At 74.6% G+C, this 26,228-nt stretch carries 25 protein-coding genes; 6 read left to right on the top strand and 19 right to left on the bottom strand.

Annotated features, from left to right (window positions below; all coding sequences use genetic code 11):
* Nucleotides 1–25 precede the first annotated feature (25 nt).
* Complete coding sequence (locus J4557_RS29260; protein ID WP_208269966.1) at nucleotides 26–877, top strand: deoxyribonuclease IV; 852 nt, start codon at nucleotides 26–28, stop codon at nucleotides 875–877.
* Nucleotides 878–1,555: 678 nt separating this feature from the next.
* On the opposite strand, the gene J4557_RS29255 is transcribed toward J4557_RS29260, so the two are convergent.
* The 5 genes from J4557_RS29255 to J4557_RS29235 all read right to left on the bottom strand — a co-directional run bounded on the left by J4557_RS29255 (nucleotide 1,556) and on the right by J4557_RS29235 (nucleotide 6,760).
* On the bottom strand, nucleotides 1,556–3,274 hold the full coding sequence (locus tag J4557_RS29255) for a sodium/solute symporter (protein ID WP_208269965.1): 1,719 nt from the start codon (nucleotides 3,272–3,274) through the stop codon (nucleotides 1,556–1,558).
* Nucleotides 3,271–3,750 carry a hypothetical protein gene (locus tag J4557_RS29250; protein WP_208269964.1) on the bottom strand — a complete coding sequence of 160 codons (480 nt, stop codon included), beginning with the start codon at nucleotides 3,748–3,750 and terminating at the stop codon, nucleotides 3,271–3,273. The genes J4557_RS29255 and J4557_RS29250 overlap by 4 nt, the downstream gene beginning before the upstream one ends.
* Complete coding sequence (locus tag J4557_RS29245) at nucleotides 3,743–4,543, bottom strand: LytR/AlgR family response regulator transcription factor (protein ID WP_208269963.1); 801 nt, start codon at nucleotides 4,541–4,543, stop codon at nucleotides 3,743–3,745. Before J4557_RS29245 ends, J4557_RS29250 begins: the two co-directional genes overlap by 8 nt.
* Before the next feature lie 76 nt (nucleotides 4,544–4,619).
* Entirely contained in the window at nucleotides 4,620–6,059 is a 1,440-nt protein-coding gene (locus J4557_RS29240) for a histidine kinase (RefSeq protein WP_208269962.1), read from the bottom strand.
* 77 nt (nucleotides 6,060–6,136) lie between these two features.
* On the bottom strand, nucleotides 6,137–6,760 hold the full coding sequence (locus J4557_RS29235; RefSeq protein WP_208269961.1) for a sulfite oxidase-like oxidoreductase: 624 nt from the start codon (nucleotides 6,758–6,760) through the stop codon (nucleotides 6,137–6,139).
* A 280-nt stretch (nucleotides 6,761–7,040) separates the two neighbouring features.
* On the opposite strand from J4557_RS29235, the gene aroF reads away from it, so the two are divergent.
* The 3 genes from aroF to J4557_RS29220 all read left to right on the top strand — a co-directional run bounded on the left by aroF (nucleotide 7,041) and on the right by J4557_RS29220 (nucleotide 10,335).
* On the top strand, nucleotides 7,041–8,081 hold the full coding sequence (aroF, locus tag J4557_RS29230; protein ID WP_208269960.1) for a 3-deoxy-7-phosphoheptulonate synthase: 1,041 nt from the start codon (nucleotides 7,041–7,043) through the stop codon (nucleotides 8,079–8,081).
* A 269-nt stretch (nucleotides 8,082–8,350) separates the two neighbouring features.
* Entirely contained in the window at nucleotides 8,351–9,364 is a 1,014-nt protein-coding gene (locus tag J4557_RS29225; protein WP_307800274.1) for an EamA family transporter, read from the top strand.
* A gap of 41 nt (nucleotides 9,365–9,405) precedes the next feature.
* Nucleotides 9,406–10,335, top strand: a complete 930-nt coding sequence (locus J4557_RS29220; RefSeq protein WP_208269959.1) for a DUF5954 family protein — start codon at nucleotides 9,406–9,408, stop codon at nucleotides 10,333–10,335.
* Nucleotides 10,336–10,418: 83 nt separating this feature from the next.
* On the opposite strand, the gene thiI is transcribed toward J4557_RS29220, so the two are convergent.
* The 5 genes from thiI to J4557_RS29195 form a co-directional block, all read right to left on the bottom strand.
* On the bottom strand, nucleotides 10,419–11,654 hold the full coding sequence (gene thiI / locus J4557_RS29215) for a tRNA uracil 4-sulfurtransferase ThiI (protein WP_208269958.1): 1,236 nt from the start codon (nucleotides 11,652–11,654) through the stop codon (nucleotides 10,419–10,421).
* Nucleotides 11,655–11,786: 132 nt separating this feature from the next.
* A complete protein-coding gene (locus J4557_RS29210) occupies nucleotides 11,787–12,812 on the bottom strand; it encodes a 6-phosphofructokinase (protein ID WP_208269957.1) in 1,026 nt (341 codons plus the stop codon).
* Nucleotides 12,813–12,964: 152 nt separating this feature from the next.
* On the bottom strand, nucleotides 12,965–13,603 hold the full coding sequence (locus J4557_RS29205) for a response regulator (RefSeq protein WP_190861926.1): 639 nt from the start codon (nucleotides 13,601–13,603) through the stop codon (nucleotides 12,965–12,967).
* A gap of 26 nt (nucleotides 13,604–13,629) precedes the next feature.
* On the bottom strand, nucleotides 13,630–14,835 hold the full coding sequence (gene macS, locus J4557_RS29200; RefSeq protein WP_307800273.1) for a MacS family sensor histidine kinase: 1,206 nt from the start codon (nucleotides 14,833–14,835) through the stop codon (nucleotides 13,630–13,632).
* Nucleotides 14,836–14,838: 3 nt separating this feature from the next.
* Complete coding sequence (locus tag J4557_RS29195) at nucleotides 14,839–15,600, bottom strand: lysophospholipid acyltransferase family protein (RefSeq protein WP_208269956.1); 762 nt, start codon at nucleotides 15,598–15,600, stop codon at nucleotides 14,839–14,841.
* A 367-nt stretch (nucleotides 15,601–15,967) separates the two neighbouring features.
* Here J4557_RS29195 and J4557_RS29190 point away from each other — a divergent pair, with 367 nt between their 5' ends.
* Complete coding sequence (locus tag J4557_RS29190) at nucleotides 15,968–16,918, top strand: hypothetical protein (RefSeq protein WP_208269955.1); 951 nt, start codon at nucleotides 15,968–15,970, stop codon at nucleotides 16,916–16,918.
* Nucleotides 16,919–16,985: 67 nt separating this feature from the next.
* Here J4557_RS29190 and J4557_RS29185 read toward each other — a convergent pair whose 3' ends face one another.
* The 6 genes from J4557_RS29185 to J4557_RS29160 all read right to left on the bottom strand — a co-directional run bounded on the left by J4557_RS29185 (nucleotide 16,986) and on the right by J4557_RS29160 (nucleotide 21,357).
* On the bottom strand, nucleotides 16,986–17,696 hold the full coding sequence (locus tag J4557_RS29185) for an endonuclease/exonuclease/phosphatase family protein (protein WP_208269954.1): 711 nt from the start codon (nucleotides 17,694–17,696) through the stop codon (nucleotides 16,986–16,988).
* Between the two features lie 10 nt (nucleotides 17,697–17,706).
* Nucleotides 17,707–18,675, bottom strand: coding sequence for an ROK family glucokinase (locus J4557_RS29180; protein WP_208269953.1), 969 nt, complete (start codon nucleotides 18,673–18,675; stop codon nucleotides 17,707–17,709).
* A 49-nt stretch (nucleotides 18,676–18,724) separates the two neighbouring features.
* Complete coding sequence (locus J4557_RS29175) at nucleotides 18,725–19,273, bottom strand: hypothetical protein (protein WP_208269952.1); 549 nt, start codon at nucleotides 19,271–19,273, stop codon at nucleotides 18,725–18,727.
* A gap of 54 nt (nucleotides 19,274–19,327) precedes the next feature.
* Complete coding sequence (locus J4557_RS29170; RefSeq protein WP_208269951.1) at nucleotides 19,328–19,762, bottom strand: SRPBCC family protein; 435 nt, start codon at nucleotides 19,760–19,762, stop codon at nucleotides 19,328–19,330.
* A gap of 77 nt (nucleotides 19,763–19,839) precedes the next feature.
* Nucleotides 19,840–20,607: a metallophosphoesterase family protein gene (locus J4557_RS29165; protein ID WP_208269950.1), complete on the bottom strand. Its 768-nt coding sequence runs from the start codon at nucleotides 20,605–20,607 to the stop codon at nucleotides 19,840–19,842.
* Between the two features lie 54 nt (nucleotides 20,608–20,661).
* Nucleotides 20,662–21,357 carry a copper homeostasis protein CutC gene (locus tag J4557_RS29160; RefSeq protein WP_208269949.1) on the bottom strand — a complete coding sequence of 232 codons (696 nt, stop codon included), beginning with the start codon at nucleotides 21,355–21,357 and terminating at the stop codon, nucleotides 20,662–20,664.
* Between the two features lie 231 nt (nucleotides 21,358–21,588).
* On the opposite strand from J4557_RS29160, the gene J4557_RS29155 reads away from it, so the two are divergent.
* On the top strand, nucleotides 21,589–23,379 hold the full coding sequence (locus tag J4557_RS29155; RefSeq protein WP_208269948.1) for an AMP-dependent synthetase/ligase: 1,791 nt from the start codon (nucleotides 21,589–21,591) through the stop codon (nucleotides 23,377–23,379).
* Nucleotides 23,380–23,389: 10 nt separating this feature from the next.
* Here the strand turns inward: J4557_RS29155 and J4557_RS29150 are convergent, their stop codons facing one another.
* From J4557_RS29150 to J4557_RS29140, 3 genes are read right to left on the bottom strand one after another with little or no spacing between them, the layout of a single operon-like run.
* Nucleotides 23,390–24,052: an NAD(P)H-binding protein gene (locus J4557_RS29150; RefSeq protein WP_208269947.1), complete on the bottom strand. Its 663-nt coding sequence runs from the start codon at nucleotides 24,050–24,052 to the stop codon at nucleotides 23,390–23,392.
* Between the two features lie 45 nt (nucleotides 24,053–24,097).
* Nucleotides 24,098–25,450, bottom strand: coding sequence for a DUF1996 domain-containing protein (locus J4557_RS29145; RefSeq protein WP_208269946.1), 1,353 nt, complete (start codon nucleotides 25,448–25,450; stop codon nucleotides 24,098–24,100).
* Between the two features lie 35 nt (nucleotides 25,451–25,485).
* Nucleotides 25,486–26,121 (bottom strand): DUF4142 domain-containing protein, encoded by a 636-nt coding sequence (locus J4557_RS29140; protein ID WP_307800272.1) that lies wholly within the window; start codon nucleotides 26,119–26,121, stop codon nucleotides 25,486–25,488.
* Between the last annotated feature and the right edge of the window lie 107 nt (nucleotides 26,122–26,228).

Here is a 26,228-nt window from a genome sequence, read left to right as displayed (position 1 = left end):
ATCCGGCGGCTAGGCTGAACGGCCTATGACCGCACCGCAGAGCCCCGTCGGGGCGCACGTTCCCGTGGCCGGCGGGCTCGCCACCGGCGGCCTGAAGTACGCCGCCGAGATCGGCGCCGAGGCGATCCAGGTCTTCGTCGCCAACCCGCGCGGGTGGGCGCTGCCCGAGGGCAGGCCCGCCGAGGACGCCGAGCTCCTGGCGCGCACCGACGTCGCCGTCTACGTGCACGCCCCGTACCTGGTCAACTTCGGCTCGCCCAGCGAGGAGACCCTCGCCAAGTCGATCGCGACCGTCCGGCACTCCCTCGTCCGCGGCCGCGCGATCGGCGCCCGCGGCGTGGTCGTCCACACCGGCTCCGCCGTCAGCCAGAGCTACGACGCGGCCATGGCCCAGGTCCGCGAGCACGTGCTGCCGCTGCTGGAGGAGATCCCCGAGGACGGCCCCGACCTCCTCCTGGAGCCGATGGCGGGCCAGGGCAAGATGCTGTGCGCCAAGGTCCAGGACCTCGGCCCGTTCTTCGACCGCCTCGACCACCATCCGAGGCTCGGCGTCTGCTTCGACACCTGCCACGCGTTCGCCGCGGGCCACGACCTCGCCGCGCCAGGCGGCGTCAAGGACACCATGGACGCCCTGGTCGCCACCGTCGGCGAGGGCCGCCTCAAGCTCGTCCACGCCAACGACTCCAAGGACGCCTGCGGCTCCGCCAAGGACCGCCACGAGAACATCGGCGCCGGGCAGATCGGCGAGCAGCCCTTCGCCGAACTCTTCCGGCACCCCGCCGTGGCCGGCGTCCCCTTCATCATCGAGACCCCCGGCCGCGCCCCCGAACCCCACGCCAAGGACATCGCGACCCTCAAGCGCCTGAGGGGCGACTAGCGCGCCGCGAGACCTCAGCCGGGATCAGCCGCAACGAACCGTCAGATGATCGTCCGTAACCGCGCCCGGCGACGACCCGCGCGTTGCGATCGCGTGCGAAGCCGGATTCGAGCGGAGCGAGAATCCGATCGCGCAGCGAGCCCCCAGGGCGAGTCGGAGCGATGCTGCGATCGCCGCTTCGCCCGCCGGAGGAAGGCGCTCCAGCGCCTGACGCCAAGGGCGAAGCAAATAAAAAGGACCCGGGCGTCGCCGAACAACCCCCCGACTGTTCGACGACGCCCGAGCCACAGGCCGTCGGGTCCCACCCCCCCGGTACGGGACCCGGCGACTCACGATCCGGCGTTCGACTGGCGCCCGCCGGATCTCCGGGTTTGCTGTTGTGGGAGGTTTCGCGGCGGTGGACGGGGGTGCCGTCCGGTCCGTCCGCCCGCTCCTCCGAAGCGGTGTGGCGTGTGGTGCCACTGAGAACACTAGAGGTCCGATGCCTCCGATCGGCACCCCGAAAACACAAGGCTCGGTAAACGGTTAGTAGTCGGAGTTATGCGGAGGGTAGCCGTCCGGCGAGCGGTCGGTTCCGCGGGACGAGCGGGCGGGCCGACATATAGGAACGGTCCACACGGCGGTGAGCGGTCAGGTGGGAAATTCACGGCCCGGGGCGGCGTCCGGTTCCGCGGGCGCTCAGCGGGCGGCGGCGGGCCCGGGAAGGTGCATCCGGGCCATGACGCCGTCGGTGCGGCGCGGCACGCGGCGGCGGGTGAGCAGCGACACCGTGATCATGACGGCGAACGCGGCGGGGGCGACGGCCAGGGAGGGCTGGGCGAGCAGCGCCGCGGTCCAGCCGGCGCGGGGGCCGCAGGAGAGCCGGGCGACGCCCGCGGCGACGGTGAGCCCGCCGCCGGTGACGACGCCGGCGAGGGCGCCGGCGGCGGTCAGCCCCCGCCACCAGATCCCGAGGACGAGCAGCGGGCACAGCGAGCACGCCGACACGCACAGCGCCATGACGACGAGTTCGGCGGCCTCGCGGGGGCCGATGGCGGGGAGCACGGCGAGCGGGGCGGCCAGCGCCAGGACCACGCCGATGCGGAACGCGGTGACACCGTCGCGGTGCCGCATGCGCTGGGTGACGGTCCCGGCGATGGCGACGACGAGGCCGCAGGAGGTGGCGATGAACGCGGCGAACGCGCCGGCGGCGACGACCCCGGCCAGCAGCGCGCCGGGCAGGCCGGGGGCGGCCCTGAGCGGCAGCACCAGCATGGCGGCGTCGATGTCGCCGGTCATCAGCAGTTCGGGGGTGTAGATGCGGCCGAGCGTGCCGTAGAGGGCCGGGAAGACGTAGAAGAGGGCGAGCAGGCCGGGGACGAGCGCGGCGGTGCGGCGGGCGGCCCGCCCGGAGGTGCTGGTGTAGAAGCGCATCAGGATGTGGGGCAGGCCCATCGTCCCGAGGAGGACGCCGAGCAGCGTCGAGTAGGTGGTGTAGAGGCCGCGCCAGGTGGGGCGGCCGGACGGGACGGCCCACATCCCGTCGGCGGGGGCGGTGAGGCGTTCGGCGCGCGGGACGGCGGCTCCTCGCGGGAACACGAGTTCGGTGCCGCCCCCGGCGGTGTGCGGCCCCGGGGGCAGGGACACGGCGGCGCGGTCGCGGCGGACGCCGTCGAGCCGTCCCGTGGCGGTGACGGTCACGGCCTGGCGGACGATCACGGTGGCGCCCGTGTGCACGTGGACGCGGGTCGTGCGCTCGAAGCGCACCGGCCGGTCCTCGGCGGGGGCCTCGCCGCCGCCGGCGTGCCAGATCGCGAGCAGCGCGACGGCGGGGAGGGCGACGGCGACCAGCTTGATCCAGAACTGCGCGGCCTGGACGGCGGTGATGCCGCGCATGCCGCCGGACGCGACGAGGCCGACCGCCATGACCACGATCACGGCCCAGCCCGTCCAGACGGGGGCGCCGGTCAGCACCCGCAGGGTCACGCCGGCGCCCTGGAACTGGGGCAGCAGGTAGAACCAGCCGACGCAGCAGACGCAGCAGGTGACGGCGCGGCGGACGGCGTCGGACCCGAGCCGCCACTCGGCGAAGTCGGAGACCGTGTAGGCGCCGGAGCGGCGCAGCGGGGCGGTGACGAAGGCCAGCAGCAGGACGTGTCCGGCGGTGGCGCCGACCGGCAGCCACAGCGTGCCGGTGCCGTGGGCGAGGACGAGCCCGGCGGTGCCGAGGTAGGCCGCGGCGGAGATGTACTCGCCGCCGATCGCGGTGGCGTTCCGGAGGGGGGTGACGCCCTGGGAGGCGACGAGGAAGTCGGAGGCGGTGCGGGCGGAGCGGCGGCCGTGCGCGCCGAGGGCCGCGGTCAGCGCCAGGACCACGGCCAGGGAGGTGAGCGCGGCCGGCGCCGCCGGGGCTGTCACGCCCGGCCCGCCGGCCTCGTATGGTCGTGTTCGGCGCGTTCGGCGCGGTGCAGGTGCACGAGGGCGGCGATCACCCACAGCGGCTGGACGCCGAGGACCGGCAGCAGCCACGACGGCGGGAGGCCGAGGGGCCGGGTCCCGTCGAGGTCCCGGGCGAGGGCGAGGAGGGCGGGGATCGCCGCGGTCACCGTCAGGACGATCGCGGCGGTCTGCAGGGCGATCCGTAACTGGACGCGGACGAGCTCGCGCACGTCGGGCCGTCCGGGCGCGCCCCGGACCCGGGCGGTGGCGGTCCCGGACGGCCCGGTGCCGGACGGGTCCGTGCCGGACGGGTCCGTGTCGTACGGGTCTGAGTCGGGCGGGTCTGAGTCGGGCGGGTCTGTGTCGGGCGGGTCCTCGCCGGCGGGCTCGGGGGCCGCCGCCGGCGCGCCGCCCTCCGGCGGTGCCGGGTCCGGTGCCGGGCGCGGGTCAGCCATGGCCGCCGCCGTCGGCCCCGCCGCCCGCGCCGCCCGGCGCGTGGTGGAACCGGCGCACCAGCAGGTCGCGGACCTCGCGGGTGTGCCGGCGGCTCACCGGCAGCAGCGCGTCGCCGATCTGCACCGCGGCGCGGCCGCCGTCGAAGCGCAGCTCGGTGATGTGCGCGGACGCGACGAGCGTGCTGCGGTGGATCCGGATGAACCCGGCGCCCTCCCACCGCTTCGTCAGCGCCGTCAGCGGCATCCGCACCAGGTAGCCGCCGTCGGCGGTGTGCAGCCGGACGTAGTCGCCCTGCGCCTCCACGTGGGTGACGGTCCGCCGCGACACCAGCCGGGTCCGGCCGCCCAGCTCCACCGGGATCATCTCGTCGTCGGCGCCCGCGCCGGGGGCGTCCTCGCCCTGCGGCCCGGTCCGCGACACGGCCCGCGCGACCCGCCGGACCGCCTCGGCGAGCCGCTCCGGCCGGACCGGCTTGAGCAGGTAGTCGAGCGCGCCGAGCTCGTAGGCGGTGACGGCGCAGTCGTCGTGCGCGGTGACGAACACGACGTGCGGGGGCGCGGCGAAGCCGGTCAGCAGCCGGGTGAAGTCCAGGCCGTCGAGCCCGGGCATCCGGATGTCCAGGAACACCGCGTCCAGGCGCTCGCCCTCGACGAGCATCCGGCTCAGGTCGCGCAGCGCGGACGAGGCGTCCTCCGCGCCGGTGACCCTCCCGATCCTCGGGTCCTCGCGGAGCAGGTGGACCAGTTCCTCCAGGGCGGGGCGCTCATCGTCGACGGCAAGGACGTGCAGCATGATGGCGACTTTGCCGTGATTACCGTCTGTCCGCAATCGGTTCCGAAAAGTGAGTACCGCACCGGCGTGCGGACGCTCAGTCCGGAAAGATGCCCGGACGGTACTTCGGAACGCGCAATCTGACCTTCGTTCCCGCTCCGAGCGCTGTCTCGACGGTCAGGCCGTACTCCTCTCCATAGACCTGGCGCATCCGCTCGTCGACGTTGGCGAGCCCGATGCCGCCGCCGCGCCGGTCCGGGGTGGCGACGCTCCCCCACCCGGTCGGGCCCGGGCGGCCGATCGGGGCGGCGAGGATCTCCTGGAGCCGTTCGGGGTCCATGCCGACCCCGTCGTCCTCGATGCTGATCGCCGCCTCGGCTCCGGAGTCGCGCGCCACGATCGAGATGTGCAGGGGGCCGCGGGTGCCCTTCATGCCGTGCCGGATCGCGTTCTCCACCAGCGGCTGCAGGGCGAGGAACGGGACGGCGACCGGCAGTACCTCGGGTGCCACCTGGACGTCGAACCGCAGCCGCTCCCCGAACCTGGCGCGCTCCAGCAGCAGGTACCGGTCGATGGAGCGCAGCTCGTCGGCGAGGGTGGTGAAGTCGCGCGGGTCGCGGAAGGAGTAGCGGGCGAAGTCGGCGAAGTCCAGCAGCAGGCCGCGGGCCCGCTCGGGGTCGGTGCGGACGAACGAGGCGATCGTGGTCAGCGAGTTGTAGACGAAGTGGGGGGAGATCTGCGCGCGCAACGCCCGCATCTCGGCCTCGGCGAGCCGGATCCGGGCGGTGTCGAGCCGGGCCAGCTCGAGCTGGCCGGTGACCAGCCGGGCCGCCTCGCCGACGGCGCGGACGCGCGCGGCGGACGGACCGGTCCAGTACGCGGCGAGGGTCGCCTCGACGCGCCCTTCGATCGTGAGCGGGGCGACCATGGCGACCCGGACGCGGCACAGCGGGTCGCGGCAGCCGAGCAGCTCCGGGGCGATCACGCGGGGGCGGCCGGAGGCGAGCACGGGCAGCGCGTGGGCGACGGCGTCGCCGGCGTGCTCGTCGCGTCCGGCGCCGTCCCAGGCCAGCAGCCGGGGGGCGGGGTCGTCGTCCGGCCGCGGGTCTCCGGCGCCCTCGCCCCGGCCTGGACGCGGGCCGGCAGCGCGGTCTCCGCCGGCGTACGCGTCCTCGGCGTACGGTTCGCCGGCGTACCCATCGTCGTGGAGGTCGTCGTCGTGGAGGTCGTCGCCATGGGGATCGTCGGCGTACGGGTCGTCGTCGCCGGTCGCGACGCCCACGACCGCGACGGCCTCGGCGCCGAGCAGGGTCCGCAGGTGCCGGGCCGCCTTGCCGGCCGACCCGGGGGTCAGCCCCCCGCGCAGCGGCGGCGCCACGCGGGCGAGTGCGTGCAGTGTCGCGAACGCCGCCTGCTCCGCCGGGACGCCGGGGGCGCGGCGCGGGGGCCGCAGCCGCCCGCGCAGTGCGACGGCGCCCGCGGCGGCGCCCGCGGCCAGGGCGCCCGCGAGGATGTCCACGACGGACGGTAGGACCATGACAACGTACGGTAACGGTTTTCTTCCGCCCAGGTCGGTGTGTCGCCGATTTACGACGGTGTCCGACCGGTCACGGCTCAGAGGGGCGGGGCCTCGCCCTCGTCCTCCTGGTAGGAGTACCGCTGCTCGGACCAGGGGTCGGCGACGTTGTGGTAGCCGCGCTCCTCCCAGAACCCGCGGCGGTCCTTCACCAGGTACTCCACGCCCCGGACCCACTTCACGCTCTTCCACGCGTACAGGTGCGGGACGACGATCCGGATCGGGAAGCCGTGGTCGGCGGTCAGCCGCTCGCCGTCGTGGTGGGTGGCGAACATCGTCCCGTCGGTGAGGAAGTCGCTCATCCGGATGTTGGCGCTGTAGCCGTACTCCGCCCACACCATCACGTGCGTCACGTCCGGTGCGGGCGGCGCCAGTTCGACGATCGCCGTGCCGGGGACGCCCTCCCACTCGTTGCCGGGGATCGTGAACTTGGTGACGCAGTGGAAGTCGGAGACCGCGCGCACCCGGGGCAGCGCGTCGAACTCCTCCCAGCTCCACCGGTGCTGCTCCCCCGACGCGGTCGCGCCGAAGACCCGGAAGTCCCAGTCCTTGGGACGGAACTTGGGGACCGGGCCGTAGTGGAGGACCGGCCAGCCCCGGGGGACGTACTGGCCTGGCGGCAGGTCCCGCGGCTGCGGCGCGGACGGTTCGGGGTGGGACATGACGCCGCCATCCTGCCATCAGGCGTGAGCTGAGCCATATTCGGGGGCCTTGCGGGATTCGGCGGCGCGCATCGGCTACGCTGAGCCCGTGCGCAACATCGTGTATTTCTTCTGGTTCGACCAGCCCGGGCGGCTGGTCTGCCAGACGTTGCGCTGACAGACCACAAGGCGAGAGCCCCGGGCCCCATCGGCCCGGGGCTCTCGTCGTTTCCAGGGGGTCGTCCGCGGGATCCGGCCGGATCCGCGCGCGGTCCGCGTGATGAGGAGAGGCAGCACACCCATGGTCGTCGTCATGGCCCCGGAGGCCACCGAAGCCGATATCAACGCCGTCGTCTCACTGGTCGAGACGGCGGGAGGCGACGCGTTCGTCAGCCGCGGCGTGGAACGCACCATCGTCGGGCTCGTCGGCGACGTCCAGCAGTTCGGGTCGCTGAACCTGCGCGGGATGCGCGGGGTGACCGACGTGGTGCGCATCTCCGTCCCCTACAAGCTGGTGAGCCGCGAGCACCACGCCGAGCGCACGGTGGTGCGGGTCGGCGGCGTGCCGATCGGCCCGGGCACGGTGACGCTGATCGCCGGCCCGTGCGCGGTGGAGACCCCGGAGCAGACGCTCGGCGCGGCGCAGATGGCGCAGGCGGCGGGCGCGACCCTGCTGCGCGGCGGCGCGTTCAAGCCCCGCACGTCGCCGTACGCCTTCCAGGGCCTCGGCGAGGCCGGCCTGCGCATCCTCGCGGACGTGCGGGAGGAGACGGGCATGCCGATCGTCACCGAGGTGGTGGACGCCGGGGACGTCGAGCTCGTCGCGTCCTACGCCGACATGCTGCAGATCGGCACCCGCAACGCGCAGAACTTCGCGCTGCTGCAGGCCGCGGGCGAGTCCGGCAAGCCGGTGATGCTCAAGCGCGGCATGAACGGCACGATCGAGGAGTGGCTGATGGCCGCCGAGTACGTCGCGCAGCGCGGCAACCTCGACATCGTGCTGTGCGAGCGCGGCATCCGCACGTTCGAGAAGGCCACCCGCAACACCCTCGACATCTCCGCGGTCCCGGTGGCGCAGCGCCTCTCCCACCTGCCGGTGATCGTGGACCCGTCGCACTCGGGCGGCAGCCGCGACCTGGTGCTCCCGCTGACCCGCGCGGCCGTCGCGGTCGGCGCCGACGGCGTGATCATCGACGTGCACCCGCACCCGGAGACCGCGCTGTGCGACGGCCCGCAGGCCCTGGTGGACGGCGACCTGCGCGAGCTGGCCAAGCTCATGCGCGACCTGCCGCCCATCGTCGGCCGCACGCTGACCGCGGCCCCCGGCCCCGTCCCCGCCTGACCCCGCGCGACCCGGTTGACTCGCGGCGTGTCCCCCATGAGGCGCCGATGAGGGCGACACGCCGCAAGTCAACGCGGATGCGGGCAGCTGGTAGCGTCGCGGGCATGGCGTACTGGACCTCGAACCTCGGCCCGCCCCGCTCCTGACGGGGCGCGGCGACGGCACCACCCTGCGAGTCCTGACGGACCCGGCGCGACCGCGCCCGGTCCGCGTTCTCCTGCGCCCCGAATCCGGATCCCTCTTCCGATTCGAGTCCAGGAGCTCCTCCCGTGTCTCTGCGCACGTCCAGAATGTTCGGAACGTCCCAACGGGCCTCCGCGCCCGCGGCCCCGGCCTCCCAACGGGCCTCCGCGCCCGCTTCCCGGCGCGCCCGCGGAGGCGGCGCCGACGTCCTCCTCGCCGCGTCCCTCTGGGGCACGACGGGGACGGCACGCACCTTCGCGCCCGGCGCGTCCAGCGTGTCCGTCGCCGCCGCCCGGATCGTCATCGGCGGGCTGCTGCTGCTCGCCTTCGCCGCCGCCACCCGCCGCGACGGCCTGCGCCGCCTCCTGCGCGGCCGGTCCCGCCTGGGGCCGCTCGCGCTCGGCGCCGCGGCGATCGCGGTGTACCAGGTCGCGTTCTTCGTCGCCGTCGCCCGGACCGGCGTCGCCGTCGGCACCGTCGTCACGATCGGCAGCGCGCCCGCGTTCACCGGGCTGATCGGCCTGGCGACGCGGCGGGCCGTCCTCACCGGCCGGTGGACGCTCGCGACCGCGGGCGCCGTCGGCGGCTGCGCCCTGCTGGTCGGCACCGGGCACGGCTCCGGCGCCGACCCCGCCGGCATCGCGCTCGCGCTGCTGTCCGGGCTGGCCTACGCGGTGTACGCGACCACCGCGTCCGCCCTGATCACCTCCGGCGAGGACGACCGGGCGACCGCCGGGGCGCTGTTCGGCGCCGCCGCGGTGCTGCTCCTCCCGGTCCTGGCGGCCGGGTCCACCGGGTGGCTGCTCACCGGCTCCGGCGCGGCGACCGCCCTCTACCTCGGCGCGGTCACCACCGGCCTCGGCTACGTGCTGTTCGCGCGCGGCCTGCGCGGCACCCCCGCGGCGACGGCGACGACGCTGACCCTCGCCGAACCCGCCGTCGCCGCGGTCCTCGGCACGGCCGTGCTCGGCGAGCACCTCGGCGGGACCGGCTACGCCGGCCTCGCGCTGCTCGCCTCCGGCCTCCTCGTGCTCGTCGCGCCCGCCCGGCGTCCGCGAAAGCACGGGGAACGCGGGCCGCGCGGTAACGAATTGGTCTGAACCACTCGCCAGATCGGGGGGCGGCGAGGATGATGTCCGGCATGACGATGGGCGATGGCGACGCCGGGGGACGACTGTTCCCGGAGGACCTGGACGGCGTCGACCCGGTCGCCGCCGTGATGCTCGCGGACGCCTGCCGCTCCCTCGCCGCCTACCCCGATCTGGTGGCGGTCGGCCCGCTGTTCACCGCGGCCGAGCGGGTCTCCGGCGGCTGGCAGGTCGTCTGCCCGCCGGACCCGCTGCCGCAGGGCGCCCGCGAGCTGCTCGCCGACCACCTCGACGACCGCGCCGCCCGCCTCGACGAGGGGGCCGCGGGAGAGTTCCGGCGGGCCGCGGCGGCGCTGCGGAGCGGGCCGTCCGACACGGTGGCGGCGGCCGGCCGCCGGTTCGCGATCGTGCGGGTCGAGCAGCTGGTGCGGACCGGCCCGGACGGCCCCGAACCGCCCCGGCCGAGCGACCCCGACCCGCGTCCGGCGTCCGTCCCGGCCTCCTACCGCCGCCCCTACGACCTGCTGTCGGGCGAGGGCACCGGATCCGACCTCGCCACCGCGGAGCTGCTGTGCCAGGTGCTGGACGCGGCGGCGCTCAGCGGGAGCGAGCCGTCCGGCGCGTTCCTCACCCCGGTCGCGCTGGCGCCCGCGTTCACGGTCGCCGAGCGCGGCCCCGGCGTCCCGGGCGGGCCGTCCCGCGAGCGCCGCTGGCGCCCGGTCGGCCGCCTGCACGCCACCCCGCAGCGGGCCCGCGACTCGCTGGCCGGCTACCTGCGCGACGTGGCGCCCGCCGTCGAGGCCCTCGGCGAGAGCGACGCCGCCGCCTACGCGGAGGCCGCCGAGCTGCTCGCGGAGGAGCCCCGGCGCAACGGCATCGCGGTCGCGGGACGCCGCTTCCGGATCGTCCGCATCGAGCGCATCACCCTCCTCGGCCCCGACGGCCCCGAACCCCCGCGTCCGACGGACTTCGACCAGTACTGATCGCCGCGGCCCCGCGTCCTCGGGCTCGGAAACGCCCCGAGGACGCGGGGCCGCGGCGGTCGGTGCCTCTACGGCGAGAGGGGTCAGGACGCGGCCGCGTCGCCGTAGACGGGGCGGTGCTCCTGGACGGACTCGGCGAGCTGGTCGGCGAGCTCGCCGACGTCGAGGCGCTTCTCGATCTGCCGGAGGTCGTCGATCTTGGCGCGGGTCTCGGCGCGGCGCGGCGCGAGCATCGTGCAGCAGTCCTCGTCGGGCAGCTCGGAGATGGACAGCGTGCGGATGCGGCGCGCCTGGTCCATGATCTCGACCTTGTCCATACCGACGAGCGGGCGCAGGATGGGCAGCTCGACGGCGTCGTCCAGCGCGGTGATGTTGGCGAGGGTCTGGCTGGACACCTGGCCGAGCGCGTCGCCGGTGATCAGCGCGGAGCCGCGGAGGCGGCGGGCGAGGACCTCGCCGGTGCGCAGCATGAGGCGGCGCTGCGCGATCACCGCGAGCCGGTCGGCGCCGGACGACTTGATCTGCTGCTGCGCCTTGCCGAACGGCACGACGAACAGCCGGGACCCGCCCTGGAACTTGTCCAGCTCGCGGACCAGCGCGTACGCCTTGTAGATCGACTCGGGGCCGGTGAACGGCATGCCGGAGAAGTGCAGGTAGTCGACGCGCAGGCCGCGGCGCATCATCCGGTACGCGGCGACGGGCGAGTCGATGCCGCCGGACATCAGCACGAGGGCGCGGCCGCTCATCCCGACGGGCAGGCCGCCCTGGCCGCGCAGGCCGCCGGAGTAGACGAACACCTCGTCCCGGTCGACCTCGATCGACAGGGTGTGCGCCGGGTCCTTGAGCCTGACGGGCTGGCCGTAGCGGTGGGCGACGAGCGTGCCGATGTGCCGGTCCAGCTCGGTGGAGGTCATCGGGAACCGCTTGTCGCGGCGCCGGGACCGGACGGCGAACGTGCCGGTGCGGCCGTCCATCAGCTCCAGGGCGGCGCGCTCGACGCTGGCGAGGTCCTTGCCGACCCGCCAGGCGCGGTGCGCCCACACGATGCCCATGACGTCGGTGATCCGCTGCGCGACCCGCTCCATGGTGGCCAGGTCGGCGTCGTGCTTGCGGACGATGAAGACGCCGTGCCGGCGGACGACGTCGACGCGGGCGATGGGCCGGACGGCCTGCCGGACGTTGTCGGCCAGGCGGCGCTCGAACAGCTCGCGGTTCTTGCCCTTGAGGACGACCTCGCCGAGCTTGAGCAGCACGCACGGCTCCCCGTCGACCGGGGACTGCTCCCGGACGTCCGCGGGCGCGGTCTCGAGCGTGGTCATGCGTAATCCTCCCGGCGGGAACAGGTCAAGGGGCGGCCTCCAGTGTGGCCCACTCACCCCAACATCGCGACCCGGAAAAGGTGTTCCCGCCGGGAGGGACAGGTTCTGCCGGGCGGTCCCGCCCGGACGGGTTCAGCCGAAGAAGACCTCGGCCTCGGCGTAGCGCTCCAGCGGAACGGTCTTCAGCTCCTTGGTCGCCTCGTCGAGGCCGACGCGGACGATCTCGGTGCCCTGGAGCGCGACCATCTTGCCGTAGTCGCCGTCGCGGACGGCGTCGATGGCCTGGAGGCCGAAGCGGGTGGCGAGGACGCGGTCGAACGCGGTGGGGGTGCCGCCGCGCTGGATGTGCCCGAGCACGGTGGCGCGGGCCTCCTTGCCGGTGCGCTTCTCGATCTCGTCGGCGAGGGCCTGGCCGATGCCGCCGAGCCGGACGTGCCCGAACGCGTCGCGGTCGCCGGTCTGCAGCTGCATCTGCCCGTCGATCGGGTGGGCGCCCTCCGACACGACGATGATCGGCGCGTAGCGGGTCTTGAACCGGCTCTCGACGTACTCGACGACCTTGTCGATGTCGAACGGCCGCTCGGGGATCAGGATGACGTTGGCGCCGGCGGCCATGCCGACGTGCAGCGCGATCCACCCCGCGTGGCGGCCCATGACCTCGCAGATCAGCGCGCGGTGGTGGCTCTCGGCGGTGGTGTGCAGCCGGTCGACGGCCTCCATGCCGATGTTCACCGCGGTGTCGAACCCGAAGGTGTAGTCGGTGGCGTTGAGGTCGTTGTCGATCGTCTTGGGGACACCGACGACGTTGACGCCGCTGGCGTACAGCTCGCGGGCGACGCCGAGGGTGTCCTCGCCGCCGATGGCGATCAGGGCGTCGACGCCGAGCCCGGCGAGGTTGTCCTTGATCCGCTCGACGCCCCCCTCGACCTTGACCGGGTTGGTCCGGGACGAGCCGAGGATCGTGCCGCCGCGCGGCAGGATCCCGCGGACGGCCTGGACGTCGAGGGCGACGGTGTCGCCCTCCAGGGGGCCGCGCCAGCCGGCCCGGAAGCCCACGAACTCGTAGCCGAAGACCTGCACGCCCTTGCGGACGACCGCGCGGATGACCGCGTTCAGGCCGGGGCAGTCCCCACCGCCGGTGAGCACTCCGACTCGCATGCCGTCTCCTTCTCCCGCCACCGGGCTCCTCCCTCGGTTCACATGGCCAGCCTAGTAGTCATGGCATGGCTACGCAGGGCATTCGCCGGCCGTCCCGGCGTGCCGCCAATGGTCTAGACCATAGTCGCCGGAGGCGCGCCGTCACAGGCGGATCACGACTCCTCGTCCAAGCCCTTCTCGATGGCGTAGCGGACGAGCTCGACGCGGTTGTGCAGCTGGAGCTTGCCGAGGGTGTTCTGCACGTGGTTCTGCACCGTGCGGTGCGACAGGACGAGCCGCTGCGCGATCTGCTTGTACGTCAGGCCCTTGGCGACGAGCCGCAGCACCTCGGTCTCGCGGTCGGTGAGCCGGGGCGCGTCGTCGTCCTCGCGGGCGGGCGCGGCGGCGAGCCTGCGGTACTCGCCGAGGACGAGGCCGGCGAGGCCGGGGGTGAACACGGCGTCGCCGTCGGCGGTGCGGCGGACCGCGTCCAGGAACTCCTCGCGCCCGGCGGACTTGAGCAGGTAGCCGGTGGCGCCCGCCTTCACCGCCTCCAGGACGTCCTGCTGCTCCCCGCTGGCCGACAGCACCAGCACCCGCACGGGCGGGTCGGCGGCGGCGAGGTGCCGGGTGACCTCGACGCCGCTGATGTCGGGCAGCTGCAGGTCGACCACGGCGACGCGGGGGCGCGCGGCGGCGGCGATGCGGACGGCGGTGCGGCCCTCCCCGGCGGTGGCGACGACCTCGTGCCCCGCCTCGGCGAGGTCGCGGGCGACGGCGTCGCGCCACATCGGATGGTCGTCGACGACCATGACCCTCAACGGAACCTCGCTCACGATCACACCCTAGACGCCACGGACCGGCGCGGAACGGTCATCTCGATCTCGGTGCCCTCGCCGGGCGCCGAGACGATCGACACCGTGCCGCCGAGGTCGCGGACGCGGCCCCGGATGGACTGGGCGACGCCGAGCCGGCCGGACGCCGCCGCGTCGTCGAGGCGGCCGGGCGGCATGCCGGGGCCGTCGTCGCGGACGCTGACGGTGACCTCGCCGGGGCCGTCCTCCAGCAGGACCCACGCGCGGGCGCCGTCGCCGCAGTGCCGCCGGACGTTGTCCAGCGCCGCGGCGACCGCCGCGGCGACCTCGCGGGCGGCGTGCTCGGGCAGCGGCACGGGCGTCGCGGGGGTCGACACGGTCACCGACGCGGACGCCTGGCCGGTCAGCAGCGGGGCCAGGTCGGTCTCGCGTTCCCCGCCGTCGCCCGGACGCGGCGCGGCGGCGGCCGGGGCCGGGCCGGTCCCGGGGCCGGCGCCGATCAACGCGCGCAGCGCCGCCTCCTGCTCCCCCGCCAGCCGGCCCAGCTCAGCCGCCTCGCCGCCGGCCTCGCCGCCGCGCCGCTGCACCATCGCCAGCACCTGCAGGACCGAGTCGTGGATGCGGCGCGCCAGCCGCTCCCGCTCCCGGGTCGCCGCCTCCAGCTCGACGGCCCGGGCCAGCCGCGCCTCCGCCTCGCGCGCCAGCCGCACCACCTGCCCGACGACCAGTCCCGCGAGGAACAGCAGCACGATGCCGTTGAGGGTGGTGTTGCCCATCCCCCCGGCCGTCCCGGCGACGGCGTGCACCAGCAGGTTCGCGGCGCCGAGCACGAGCGCGGCGGTGACGCCGAGCCGCCGGCCGCCCGCGACGGCCCAGGCGAGCACGGAGGCGGCGACCCACGACACCGGCAGCGTCGGGCGGCCCGCCGCGATGTGGCCGGCCGTCTCCACCCAGGCGGTCGCGAGGATGCAGCCGAACGCGACGGCGAGGTCGGCGGCCAGCAGCGGCCACCCGCGCCGGGACGGGTCGCGGTACGCCAGCGTCGCGACGCCCGTCCAGACGGTCAGGACCCCGAGGACGGCCCAGCCGCCCAGCGGGTGCGCGTAGCCGCCGGAGTTCTTGCCGATCACGACGGCGGCGTAGACCAGCGCCAGCGCCCGGTACACCGCCACGGACCGCCACAGCGCCGCGTCCAGGCCGGCCATGCCCCCGGGGGTGTCGTCGCGCACGGTTCAGTCCTCGGTGATGCCCTCGTCGCCGCCGTCGCCCTCGTCGCAGTCGTCGCCGTCCTCGACGCGGCGGACGGCCTTGCCGGCCATCTCGGCCTTGACCTCGGCCGCGTACCGGTCGACGTACTCCTGCCCCGACAGCTTCCGGATCGCCTCCATGATCTCGTCGGTGACCTCGCGCAGCACCTCGCGGTCGTCCTCGCGGCCGAAGTACCGGGAGAAGTCCATCGGCTCGCCGAACCGCACGCCGGGGCGGACGCCGAGCCGCGGGTACGGCTGCCCGGGCGGCATCAGCTTGAAGGTGTTGATCATCGCCATCGGGATGACCGGGACGCGGGACTTCAGCGCCAGCCGCGCCACCCCGGTCTTGCCGCGGTACAGCCTCTCGTCCGGCGCCCGGGTGCCCTCGGGGTAGATGCCGAGCAGCTTGCCCTCGCCGAGGATCCGCAGGCCCGTCTGCAGCGCCGCGTCCGCCTCGGGGCCGCCGGTGCGGTCGACGGGGACGACCCCCACCCCGGTGAAGAACCCCTTGCTGATCAGGCCCTTGATCCCCTTGCCGGTGAAGTACTCGCCCTTGCCGATGAAGAAGATCGGCCGCATCAGCGGCAGCGGGCCGAAGAAGTGGTCGGCGAACGACTGGTGGTTGCACGCCAGCAGCGCGGGGCCGCGCTTGGGGACGTTCTTCATGCCCCGGTTCCGCGGCCACCATGCGCCGTACATGATGGGTGAGAGAACGATCCTCAGCAGGATCCAGAACCAGAGCATGCCGACACCTTCCTCCGAACCGCGTGCGCACGCGGCGCGCAAGACCGAGTCCCCGTCCGAGGGGGGTAATGATGGGACATCTTCGCATCCCGGCGGTTCCTCGCCCACACCACTGTCCCGGTGCCCGGGGCCGGTCCGGCACACCCCGCGCCCAGATGAACGTAGGCTCTGAACGGAAATCACAATCGGGTGCGCCCGGGGGCTTGTCCCGAGCGGCGCAGCGAATACCGTGGGACACACGTTTCGGGTCGTCCGGGAGTGCCGCCGCGCACCGCGGCGGGCGGCCGGGCGCACACCTCAATGGGGGAGCGGAGGCCGTCATGCCGGTGCTGTCGGTCACGCCGGAGTCGTCGAAGGAGCCGGCCCCGTGAATCGCCGTGGCAATGGACTGTCCGCCGACACCTACGCTCCGCTGGTCGACCTCGCCCCGCACCTGGCCGACGCGATGCTGGCGGCGCTCGGCGAGGCGGGCGTGGCGGCCTACGCGGCGTCGCCGGACGGCCTGCCCGAGATCGCCGGGACGGCCGGCGACCCCGTCGGCGACGTCCTCGACCGGCTGTACGTGGACGTGGACATGAAGCCGGCCGCCGAGGGGATTCTGCGCGCCCACTTGGCGCGGCTGCGGGACGCCGGCGTGCGCGGCGAGGGCGACGGCCGCCCCGAGCCGGACCTGGCCGACTCCGCGGCGGACGCGCCGTCCGGCCGCGACGGGGTGCACGACGGCCCGCGCGACGGCGGCCTCGACGGGGGGCTCGACGGCTCCTTCGACGAGGCCTTCGACGGCGTGTTCGACGCGCCGGGGCGCCGCGGCGACGGCGAGGCCGGCGGCGGGTCCGGAGCGTCCGGCGCGGGCGACGGCAGGGGCCGCGACCTCGACGAGGACGCCATCTGGGCGGAGATCGTCGCGGGGTTCGACACGGCGCCGGAGGGCGACGAGATCCCCTGGCCCGACCAGGAGAACATCGACGAGCGGCCGGCGCCGCCGCGCGAGGGCGACGACCGGTCCGGCCGGCTGCCGCGGGCCCGGGTGATCCGGCCCGCCGACGAGCCCCCGGAGTTCCCGCCCGACGCCGATGACGAGGGCCACTACATCCCGCCGCCGCCCCCGCCGCTGCCGAGCGCGGACCCGCTCACCAAGGGCGCGTGGATCGCGCTGATCGGCGGCCCGGTCTACCTCCTCGTCACGGTGATCCTCGACTGGGAGGTGCCCGGCTGGGCCGCGTTCCTCGCCGTGGCCGCGTTCATCGGCGGGTTCGTGACGCTGGTGCTGCGGATGGGCGACGAGCCCCGCGACCCCGACGACGGCGCCGTCGTCTGACCGGCACCGCCCGACCCGGCACTGGCCGACCTGCGGCTCTCCGACCTGCACCGCCTGACCGGGCCGTCTAGCCGGGCCCGGCGGGCAGGCGGAGGTCGGCGCGCAGCGGGCGGTGGTCGGTGGCGCGGACGTGGTCCCCGGCCTCGTCCGGCGGCACCCCGCATCCGGCCACCTCGACGCCGGGGTCGGCGAACACCCCGTCGATGCGGCGGCGCGGGTCGCGCGCGGAGAAGGTGAGTCCCTCCCCCGCCGGGGCGGTCGCGTGGCCGTCCTGGAAGTGCTCGGTGAGCAGCGTCCACGACGGGCCGCCGGGCTCCTCGTTGACGTCGCCCGCGAGCACCACCGGCGCGCCGTACCGGGCGCGGGCCCGGTCGAGGAGCGCCAGCACCTCGCGGACGTGCCGCAGCCGCGGCCCGTCCGCGAGGTCGAGGTGGGTGCTCGCCGCGATCAGCCGGGCCGGCCCGATCTCCAGCACCGCGACCGCGAGCGCCCGGCGGTGCAGGCCCTCGTCGGGCGTCAGCAGGTGGAACTCGCGGTGGACGCGGCGGACGCGCGGCGCCGCGAGGACGGCGAGGCCGCACGCCCGGCGGCCCGCCGCCACGTCCATCCCGCACGCCCGCGCCAGCCGGCGCCGCTGCGCCCGCCAGCCCCAGAACCGCGGCACCTCCTGCAGGCACAGCACGTCAGGGCCGTTCGCGCGCACGACGCGCGCCACGGCCTCCGGGTCGTCGCGCAGCGACCGGATGTTGTAGCTCAGCACCCGGACCGGCGTCGCCACGGCGGGGCCCCTAGACCGCCGCGTCCTGGAGGGGGCGGACGCGGGCGAGGTCGGCGGCGCCGACGATGCCGGCGGCCGAGCCGAGCTCGGCGATCCGGATGTCGGGCAGCGGGCGGTGGCCGCGCCCCGTCAGCGCCTCCTCGAACGCGACGCGGATCGGGTCGAGCAGCAGGTCGCCCGCGTCGGACAGGCCGCCGCCGATGATGAACGCCCCCGGGTCGAGGATCGCGCTGAGGTCGGCGAGGCCCTGGCCGGCCCAGTGCGCGATCGTCCGGAAGCACTCCAGCGCGGCCTTGTCGCCCTCGCGGGCCGCCTGGGACACCTCGGGGCCGCTGATGCCCTCCGGGCGGCCGCCGCCGAGCTCCAGCAGCCGGCCCGCCATCGCCGGCGCGACCCGCGCCAGGTCGCGGGCCTCGTGCACGAGCGCGTTGCCGCTGGCGTACTGCTCCCAGCAGCCGCGGTTGCCGCAGCCGCAGCGGCGCCCGTCGGGGACGACCCGGAAGTGCCCCATCTCGGCGCCGATCCCGAACCGGCCGCGGTACAGCTCGCCGTTGATGATGATGCCGCCGCCGATGCCGGTGCCGAGCGCCACCAGCACCAGGAAGTTCTCGCCGCGGCCCGCGCCGAACTTCGCCTCGCCCCAGGCGGTGGCGTTGCCGTCGTTCTCGACGACGACCGGCAGCCCGACGAGGTGCTCGACCTTCTCCCTGATCGGCTCCTCGCGCCAGGCGAGGTTCGGCGCGAACAGCACCGTGGAGCGGGTCTCGTCGACGAACCCGGCGGCGCCGAGGCCGACCGCCGACACCTCCGCGTACTTGCCCTTGAGCAGCTCGACGACCTCGGCGATGGTCTCGGCGGTCTCCTTGGGGTTGGTCGAGGGAGTCGGCCGCCGGACCTTCTCCAGGATCGTTCCCCGGTCGTCGACGACGCCGGCGGCGACCTTCGTGCCGCCCACGTCCACGCCGATGGTCAGGGCCATGTACGCTTCCTCCTCCTCGCGCGCCCCTGGCTGGAGCCCGTCCGCACCACTAGCCGATGTCGATGGAGTCGCCGCCGGTGGCGGCCGCCCACGGGTCGCCCGGCTCCTCGCGGGGCCTCTCCCCGCGCGGCGTCCCTCCGGACGGGGCCTCGTCGCGGGGCGACCGTCCCGACCGATCGGACCTACCCGCCCCGGGGCCCGCCGACGCGTCCCGGGGCCGCGGAGGCCGGTTCCGGTTCGCGTCGGGGCGGGTGCGGTCGAAGCCCTGCACCACGTCCAGCGCGGCGGCCAGCAGCGACTGCCCGGCCTCCCGGACGTGCCGGCCCACCTCGTGCCCGGACTCGCGGGACGCCGCGATGGTCCGGCAGACCGGGCAGTGGCAGCACTCGGGGGCGCCGGTGGCGTAGCGCGGCGGCTCGGCGGTCGCGCTCGCCCACGCGTCGTCCGCGCCGTCGCGGGGACGGGCGCCGCGGTCGCGGTGCTCCTCGCGGTCGCGGCCGTTCTCGTCGTCGCGGGAGCCGCCGCCGACCACGCGCCTGAGCACCGCGTCGAAGAGCTTGCCCGCCTCGTTGATCAGGTCACCCGGCTGGTCGGTCATGACTCCATCATCCATCCGTCATCGGCGTGAAACGGTACCGCCTTCCGGGCGTGCTCAGCGCTCGACGCGGCGCTTGAGGCCCTTGAGGGCGGAGTCGATGATCCGCTTCTCCCCCTTGCGCTTCACCATGCCGATCATCGGGACGCGGACGTCCACCGCCAGCTCGTAGGTGACCTCGGTGGCGCCGCCCGCCTCGGCGAGCGCGTAGGTGCCGTGCAGGCCGGTGACGACCGCGCCCTTCTCGACCAGCTCCCAGCTCACCCGGTCGTCGCCGTCCCAGGTGTAGGCGAGGCCGACGGTGTCGCTGAACGGGCCGCCGTCGAAGGTCAGCCGGCCGCGCAGCGCCCGGCCGTCCGGACCGGTCTCCTGGACGGTGAACTCGCGGATCCCGCTCGCCCAGTCCGGATACGCCTCCAGATCGGCGATCACCGCCATGATGTCGGCCTTCGCGGCCTTGATGGTGATGGAAGAACTCGTGCGGTCCGCCATCTGCGTTCCCTCCGGTTCGCCGTGGACCCGCGCCCGTGAACCCGTCGCCCGGGCCGCTGTCTACAGCACGGTATCCGTCACACCGTCAGGACGTACGGGACCCCGCGCGCGCGGAAGTGGCCCACGTTCACGCATTCGGTGCGGCCGATGCGCGTGCGGGCGGCGAGCGGCTGATGGACGTGCCCGAACAGCACGTATCTCGGCTGCGTGCGGTGGATCGCGTCGAGGATCGCCTCGCTGCCCCGCTCGAACCTGCGGGCGACGGTGTCGTAGAGCAGTTCGGGGACGGCGGGCGGGATGTGGCAGCAGAGCACGTCCACCTCCCCCACCGCCTCGACCTTCGCCGCGTACGCGTCGTCGTCCAGCTCGTAGGGGGTGCGGTACTCGGTGCGGAGCCCGCCGCCGACGAACCCGAACCGCAGCCCGCCGATCTCGGTGGTCTCGCCGTCCAGGACGCGGTGCCCCTCGCGCAGGTGCGGCGCCCACATGCGCGGGACGTCGACGTTGCCGTACGTGAGGTAGGCGGGGGCCGGCATCGCCGCGAACAGCTCGGCGTACTGCCGGTCGACGGCGCGCTCGATGTGCGGCCACGCCTCCCCCTCGAGGGACGCCCAGAGGCCGCGGGAGAACGCGCGGGCCTCGTCGAAGCGCTTCTCGAGGCGCAGCGCGATGAAGCGGTCGGCGTTCTCCTGCCCGAACAGGTCCGCGAAGATACCCTGCCCGTGGTCGGAGTAGTCGACGAACAGGATCAGGTCGCCGAGGCAGATGAGCGCGTCCGCGCCGTCGCCCGCGCTCTTCAGCGCGTCCGCGCGGCCATGGACGTCGCTCACCACGTGGATCCTCATGAACCGACTCTAATAGGGGACCTCTCCCCCGAAAACGGGCAACCCCTCCGGGCGTCAGCCGGCCGCGGCCGACACCAGCGAGCGCCACTCCCCCACGAGCGCGGGGTCGACGGGGACGTCCCAGGAGCCGTCCGGGCGGACGGCGGTGCCGACGTGGAACGCGGTGACGCCCGCCGCGGCGAGCACCGCGACGTGCTTGCGGCGCAGCCCGCCGCCCGCCATGATCATCGCGGCGGAGCGGGGGTCCTCGGCGGCGCGCCGGACCAGCACCTCGACGCCGGCGTCGACGCCGCGCGGCGAGCCCGCCGTGAGCACGGCGTCCAGGCCGCCGTCGAGCGCCCGGACCGCCTCCCACGCCTGGGCGGGGTCGGCGGCGTGGTCGACCGCGCGGTGGAACGTCCACGGAAGCGGCGCGCAGCCGGACGCGAGCTTGCCGGTCGCGCCGGCGTCGACATGGCCGGAGGAGTCGAGGAAGCCGAGCACGAAACCGTCGGCTCCGGCGGCGGCGAGGTCGTCGGCGGCCCGGACGAGCCGGTCCAGCTCGGCGCCGGTGGTGCGGAACCCGGCGTTGGCCCGCAGCATCACCCGCAGCGGCAGCGTCGTGGCGGCGCGCACGGCCGCCACCATGTCCGGGTCCGGGGTGAGCCCGTCGGCCCCCATGTCGGCCACGACCTCGATCCGGTCGGCGCCGCCGTCCTGCGCGGCGCGCGCGTCCGCGGCCGTGAGCGCGATCACTTCGAGCAGGGCCATGGCTCTCCCCCGACCACTTCCGTATACGACCAGGTCAAGGGTAGGGGACGGACCGGCGGCCGCCCGGCCGCGCCGAGCGGTCTTTGCCGTGCCGTTAACCGCCGGTCCGGAGGCCGCTCCGGGGCGGGACGCTCACTTTCGGGCGGTTTTCCTACTCGTGGGTATCATTCACCTGCGGAGGGACCGGCAGGTTCCCCCGCCGTCCCCGAAGATCGATCACAGGAGTGGGCCGTGCGCGAGTTCAGCGTCCCCGCGATGGCGGAGGTCCCCGACTCCGCCAATCTGACCGACGCGCCCTTCACCCGGGCCGCCGAGGAACCCGGCGCCATCGTGCTGCGCCGCCGCGGCGGCACCGCCTGGAGCGCCGTCACCGCGGCGGAGTTCGCGGCCGAGGTCGCGGCGGTCGCCAAGGGCCTCGTGGCCGCGGGCGTCGAACCGGGCGACCGGGTCGCGCTGCTGTCGCGCACCCGCTACGAGTGGACGCTGCTGGACTACGCGATCTGGACGGCCGGCGCGGTCGCCGTCCCGATCTACGAGACCTCCTCCGCCGAGCAGGTCGAGTGGATCACCGGCGACTCCGGCGCCAAGGCGCTGTTCGCCGAGACCGACGCGCACCTGGCGCTGGTCGCCGAGGTCCGGGACCGGCTCCCGGGCCTCGCGCACGTCTGGGGCATCGACGCGGGCGCCGTCGCCGAGGTCACCGAGCTCGGCAAGGACGTCCCCGACGCGACGATCACCGAGCGCCGCCGCTCCCGCACCGCCGCCGACCTGGCGACCCTCGTCTACACCTCCGGCACCACCGGCCGCCCCAAGGGCTGTGAGATCACCCACGGGAACCTCGTCCGGACCGCCCGCAACGCCGTGCAGGGCGCGATCTCCGAGATCGCCGTGGAGGGCAGCTCCACCCTGCTGTTCCTGCCGCTGGCGCACGTGTTCGCCCGGCTGATCGAGGTCGCCACCATCGAGGGCGGCATCGTCCTCGGCCACAGCGACATCCCCAGCCTGCTGCCCGACCTCGCCTCGTTCCGGCCGACGTTCCTGCTCGCCGTCCCGCGGGTGTTCGAGAAGGTCTACAACGGCGCCGAGCAGAAGGCGGAGGCCGACGGCAAGGGCAAGATCTTCAAGGCGGCCGCGGACACCGCGATCGCCTACAGCCGCGCGCTGGAGGCCGGCGGCCCCGGCCTCGGCCTCAGGGCCAAGCACAAGGTCTTCGACGTGCTGGTCTACGGGAAGCTGCGCGCGGCCGTCGGCGGGCGGGTGCAGTACGCGGTGTCCGGCGGCGCCGCGCTCGGCGAGCGCCTCGGCCACTTCTTCCGCGGCGTCGGCATCACGATCCTGGAGGGCTACGGCCTCACCGAGACCACCGCGCCGGCGACCGTGAACCGCCCCACCGCCATCAGGATCGGAACCGTCGGCAAGCCCATCCCGGGCGTGGACGTCCGCATCGCCGAGGACGGCGAGGTCCTGGTCCGCGGCATCAACGTCCTGCAGGGCTACTGGAACAACGAGGCCGCCACCAAGGAGGCGATCGAGGACGGCTGGTTCCACACCGGCGACCTCGGCGCCCTCGACGCCGACGGCTTCCTGAAGATCACCGGCCGGAAGAAGGAGATCCTCGTCACCGCGGCCGGCAAGAACGTCGCGCCCGCCCCGCTCGAGGACCGGCTGCGCGCCCACCCGCTGATCAGCCAGTGCCTGGTGGTCGGCGACGGGCGCAAGTTCATCAGCGCCCTGATCACGCTGGACGAGGAGGCCCTCGGCCCCTGGAAGGAGCGGCACGGCAAGCCCGCCGCGATGTCCGTGGACGAGCTGCGCCGCGACCCCGACATCATCGCCGAGATCGAGGGCGCCGTCGCCGACGCCAACAAGTCGGTCAGCCACGCCGAGGCGATCAAGAAGTACGTCATCCTCGGCGTCGACTTCACCGAGGAGGCCGGGCACATGACCCCGAGCCTCAAGGTCAAGCGCAACGTCGTCATGAAGGACTTCGCCGACGAGATCGAGTCCCTCTACACCACCTGACCGCGCCGGGTCAGCGCAGGGCGGCGACGGCGTCGGCGATCGGCACGTCGCCGTTGAGCAGGTCGAGGGTGCGGTGCCGGGCGTCCGGGAGGGCGTCCAGCAGCGCGACGATCACCGCGGCGACGTCGTCGCGGGTCACCGCGCCCTGCCCGGCCGGCGGCTCGGCGAGCGTCACGAGCCCGGTGCCCGGGTCGTCGGTGAGGCGGCCCGGCCGCAGGATCAGCCAGTCCAGGCCGCCGCGCGCCCTCAGGTCGTCCTCGGCCTCGCCCTTGGCGCGGACGTAGGCGGCCCAGACCTCGTCGCGGCCCGGCGCGGGCGGGTCGCCCGCGCCCATCGCGGACACCTGCACGAAGCCCCGCACCCCGGCGCGCTCCGCCGCGTCCGCCAGCAGCACCGACGCGGCCCGGTCGACGGTGTCCTTGCGGGCCGCGCCGCTGCCCGGCCCCGCCCCGGCGGCGAACACGACCGCGTCCGCGCCGGCCAGGTCGCCCGCGACCTGGCCGGCGGACGCCGCCTCCAGGTCCCGGACGACCGGCGTCGCGCCCGTCGCCCGCACGTCCGCCGCATGGTCGGGGTTGCGGATGAGGCTCACCACGGCGTCCCCGCGCCCTGCCAGCAGCCCGGACAGCCGCAGCGCGATCTGCCCGTGCCCGCCCGCGATCACGATCTCCATGACGCGATCCTACGCGCGGGCGCGCACGGGCCCCGGGACCGGGGATCAGCGGCGGCGCCCGTTGATGGCGGCGACGGCCTTCCGCATGAGCTGGTCGTTCATCACGTTGATGAAGTCGCCGTGGTCGGTCACCGGGTCGTGGCCCTCCTCCGGGAAGGTGTCCAGCGCGAACGCCAGCGCCTTGGCGGGCAGGTTGTAGGCCAGCGTCATCCGCAGCTGCGGGACGGCCTTGCGGCCCTGCGGGCACTGCCCGGTCCGCGGGTCCGGGAAGACCATGTGGTCGCGGTGGTTCGCGCTGTCGGTGTTCTGCCCGTCCCAGCAGCTCGGGAAGTTCAGCACGCGCTCCACCATGCTGCCCTTCGGGCACAGCGGGTACTTGTCGGCGAACGCCCGGTTCTCGAACCCGCTGCACGTCCACTGGGCGTGCGCGTTGGCCGGGCCCTTCGACGACGCCTTGGCGTCACCGGTGACGATCCGGGTGAACCGCGGGATCGCCGTCACCTTGCTGCGCGGGTTGCCGAGGAACTGGAGGCGCACCTTCGCCGGGGTGACGACGCTGCCGGTGTTGCCGTCCGCCTGGCTCTGCGCCGCGCGGTCGGAGCCGTCCTGGCCGGCGCGCAGCCGGACGACCGGCCAGTAGTAGGTCGACTGGTCGCCGTTGGTGCAGGTCGTCCCGGCGGCGGCGAGCGTCTGGTCGGTCGAGAACGCGCTGGTGTCGAGGTTGCCGACGTAGTCGTGGATGTGGTGCGCGCCGTTCTGGACGCCGGGGGCCACGATCACGTTGTCGGGGTTGCTGTGCTTCTGCCCCGCGTTCGTGCCGCAGCTGGACGTGAACACGCCGGTGGAGGCGGCGCGCGTGCGCCGCGGCTGCGGGACGGGCCGCGCCTGCCGGATGTCGACGAACTGGTCGGCGCGCGGGCCCGGCTTCACCTGGCTCTGGCCGCCCTGCCCGCCGCCGTTCTGGTTCTGGCCGCCGCCGTTCTGGCCGCCCCCGTTCTGGCCGCCGTTCTGGCCGTCCCCGTTCTGGCCGTCGCCGTTCTGCTGGTTCGGGTCGGTCTGGCCGGGATCCGGCGATCCGGAGTCCGCCGGGGTGGGGACGGCCGTCTGGGAGGGGTCCCCCATCCCCGGCATCTGGCCGTCGCCCATGCCGGGCATCTGACCGCCGTCCTGGCCGCCGCCCGTCTGGGTGCCGCCGTTCTGCTGGCCGCCGCCGTCGGCGGGCGGGCTGGTCCGGACGCCGTGCCCGCTCCGGTACTTCTGGACGTGCCCGGCCGGATCGGCGGTGACGGTCGCGCCGCCGGGCAGCGCCGCGGCGCCGCCCGGGACGTCGTTGCACGCCGACGCGGCGAGCAGGACCGCCGGGACGATCACGGCGAGGGCCTTTCTTCTTCTTCCCATTGAGTACTCCCTTTGAGCGGGGGGTGGGATACCCGTCAGTGCAGCGCGGACTTGGTGACCAGGCCGGTGCTCTCCAGCAGCTGGATATGGTGCAGGACGAATTTCATCCCGCGTTCCGCGTAGGCCCGGATGATCGTGTTCTGGCTCTGCACGCGAGCCTTGGCGGCGAACGGCAGGACCTGCCCGTGCGCGGCGCGGAGCCGGAACACGTAGTCGGTGTCGAACGCCTTTCCGTCGAGCCCGGAAAGCTCCCGGAGATAGCTCCGCTGCGTGCCGTTCGGAATGGCCGGCAGGGACACGCCGAGCTGCTGGGCCGTGGCCCGGGTGTCGGCGTCCAGCTGCATGTGCTCCTGGTTGATGATCTTGCCGATCTCGCGCACCCGGGGGCTCGCGCCGCGCTGCACGGCCATCTGGCTGGCCGGCATCTCCCAGAGCCCGGCCTGGCGGACCTTGACCAGCAGGAGCCGGTCCTGGGCGCTCAGCGGGCCCCATTTCGACGGGACGGTGGCACCCTTGTCCACGCCGTTCGCCGGGGCGACCCGCGGGTTGAGGAGGACCGCGAGGGCGGCCGCGACGACGGCCGCGGCGGCCATGAGCAGCAGGCCCCGACCCCGGCCGAGCCCGAACCGCGGGAGCCGGCGCAGTTCCGCGGCACCGTACGAATTCCTCACCGAAATTCCTTCCTCCTTCCGGAGCGCACCGAAGAACGGACCCGGCGCGGTTTCGCCGAGGAATACGCACCGCGCCGGGCCCGGGGTTCACCGACGTTCGCACTTTT

Origin of the sequence: Actinomadura nitritigenes (assembly GCF_017573545.1) — a bacterium.
In the GTDB taxonomy this organism is placed as follows: Bacteria; Actinomycetota; Actinomycetes; order Streptosporangiales; family Streptosporangiaceae; genus Spirillospora; species Spirillospora nitritigenes.
Note: the sequence above shows the minus strand (reverse complement) of the source record. Positions and strands in the feature narration are given on the sequence as shown.

Bases quoted from the DNA above. Each gene is read 5' to 3' on its own strand.
- J4557_RS29260 (WP_208269966.1), top strand. From the start codon at position 26: ATGACCGCACCGCAGAGCCCCGTCGGGGCGCACGTTCCCGTGGCCGGC.
- J4557_RS29250 (WP_208269964.1), bottom strand. From the start codon at position 3,750: ATGGCTGACCCGCGCCCGGCACCGGACCCGGCACCGCCGGAGGGCGGC.
- J4557_RS29245 (WP_208269963.1), bottom strand. From the start codon at position 4,543: ATGCTGCACGTCCTTGCCGTCGACGATGAGCGCCCCGCCCTGGAGGAA.
- J4557_RS29240 (WP_208269962.1), bottom strand. From the start codon at position 6,059: ATGGTCCTACCGTCCGTCGTGGACATCCTCGCGGGCGCCCTGGCCGCG.
- J4557_RS29235 (WP_208269961.1), bottom strand. From the start codon at position 6,760: ATGTCCCACCCCGAACCGTCCGCGCCGCAGCCGCGGGACCTGCCGCCA.
- aroF (WP_208269960.1), top strand. From the start codon at position 7,041: ATGGTCGTCGTCATGGCCCCGGAGGCCACCGAAGCCGATATCAACGCC.
- J4557_RS29220 (WP_208269959.1), top strand. From the start codon at position 9,406: ATGACGATGGGCGATGGCGACGCCGGGGGACGACTGTTCCCGGAGGAC.
- thiI (WP_208269958.1), bottom strand. From the start codon at position 11,654: ATGACCACGCTCGAGACCGCGCCCGCGGACGTCCGGGAGCAGTCCCCG.
- J4557_RS29210 (WP_208269957.1), bottom strand. From the start codon at position 12,812: ATGCGAGTCGGAGTGCTCACCGGCGGTGGGGACTGCCCCGGCCTGAAC.
- J4557_RS29205 (WP_190861926.1), bottom strand. From the start codon at position 13,603: ATGGTCGTCGACGACCATCCGATGTGGCGCGACGCCGTCGCCCGCGAC.
- J4557_RS29195 (WP_208269956.1), bottom strand. From the start codon at position 15,600: ATGCTCTGGTTCTGGATCCTGCTGAGGATCGTTCTCTCACCCATCATG.
- J4557_RS29180 (WP_208269953.1), bottom strand. From the start codon at position 18,675: ATGGCCCTGACCATCGGCGTGGACGTGGGCGGCACGAAGGTCGCCGCC.
- J4557_RS29175 (WP_208269952.1), bottom strand. From the start codon at position 19,273: ATGACCGACCAGCCGGGTGACCTGATCAACGAGGCGGGCAAGCTCTTC.
- J4557_RS29170 (WP_208269951.1), bottom strand. From the start codon at position 19,762: ATGGCGGACCGCACGAGTTCTTCCATCACCATCAAGGCCGCGAAGGCC.
- J4557_RS29165 (WP_208269950.1), bottom strand. From the start codon at position 20,607: ATGAGGATCCACGTGGTGAGCGACGTCCATGGCCGCGCGGACGCGCTG.
- J4557_RS29160 (WP_208269949.1), bottom strand. From the start codon at position 21,357: ATGGCCCTGCTCGAAGTGATCGCGCTCACGGCCGCGGACGCGCGCGCC.
- J4557_RS29150 (WP_208269947.1), bottom strand. From the start codon at position 24,052: ATGGAGATCGTGATCGCGGGCGGGCACGGGCAGATCGCGCTGCGGCTG.
- J4557_RS29145 (WP_208269946.1), bottom strand. From the start codon at position 25,450: ATGGGAAGAAGAAGAAAGGCCCTCGCCGTGATCGTCCCGGCGGTCCTG.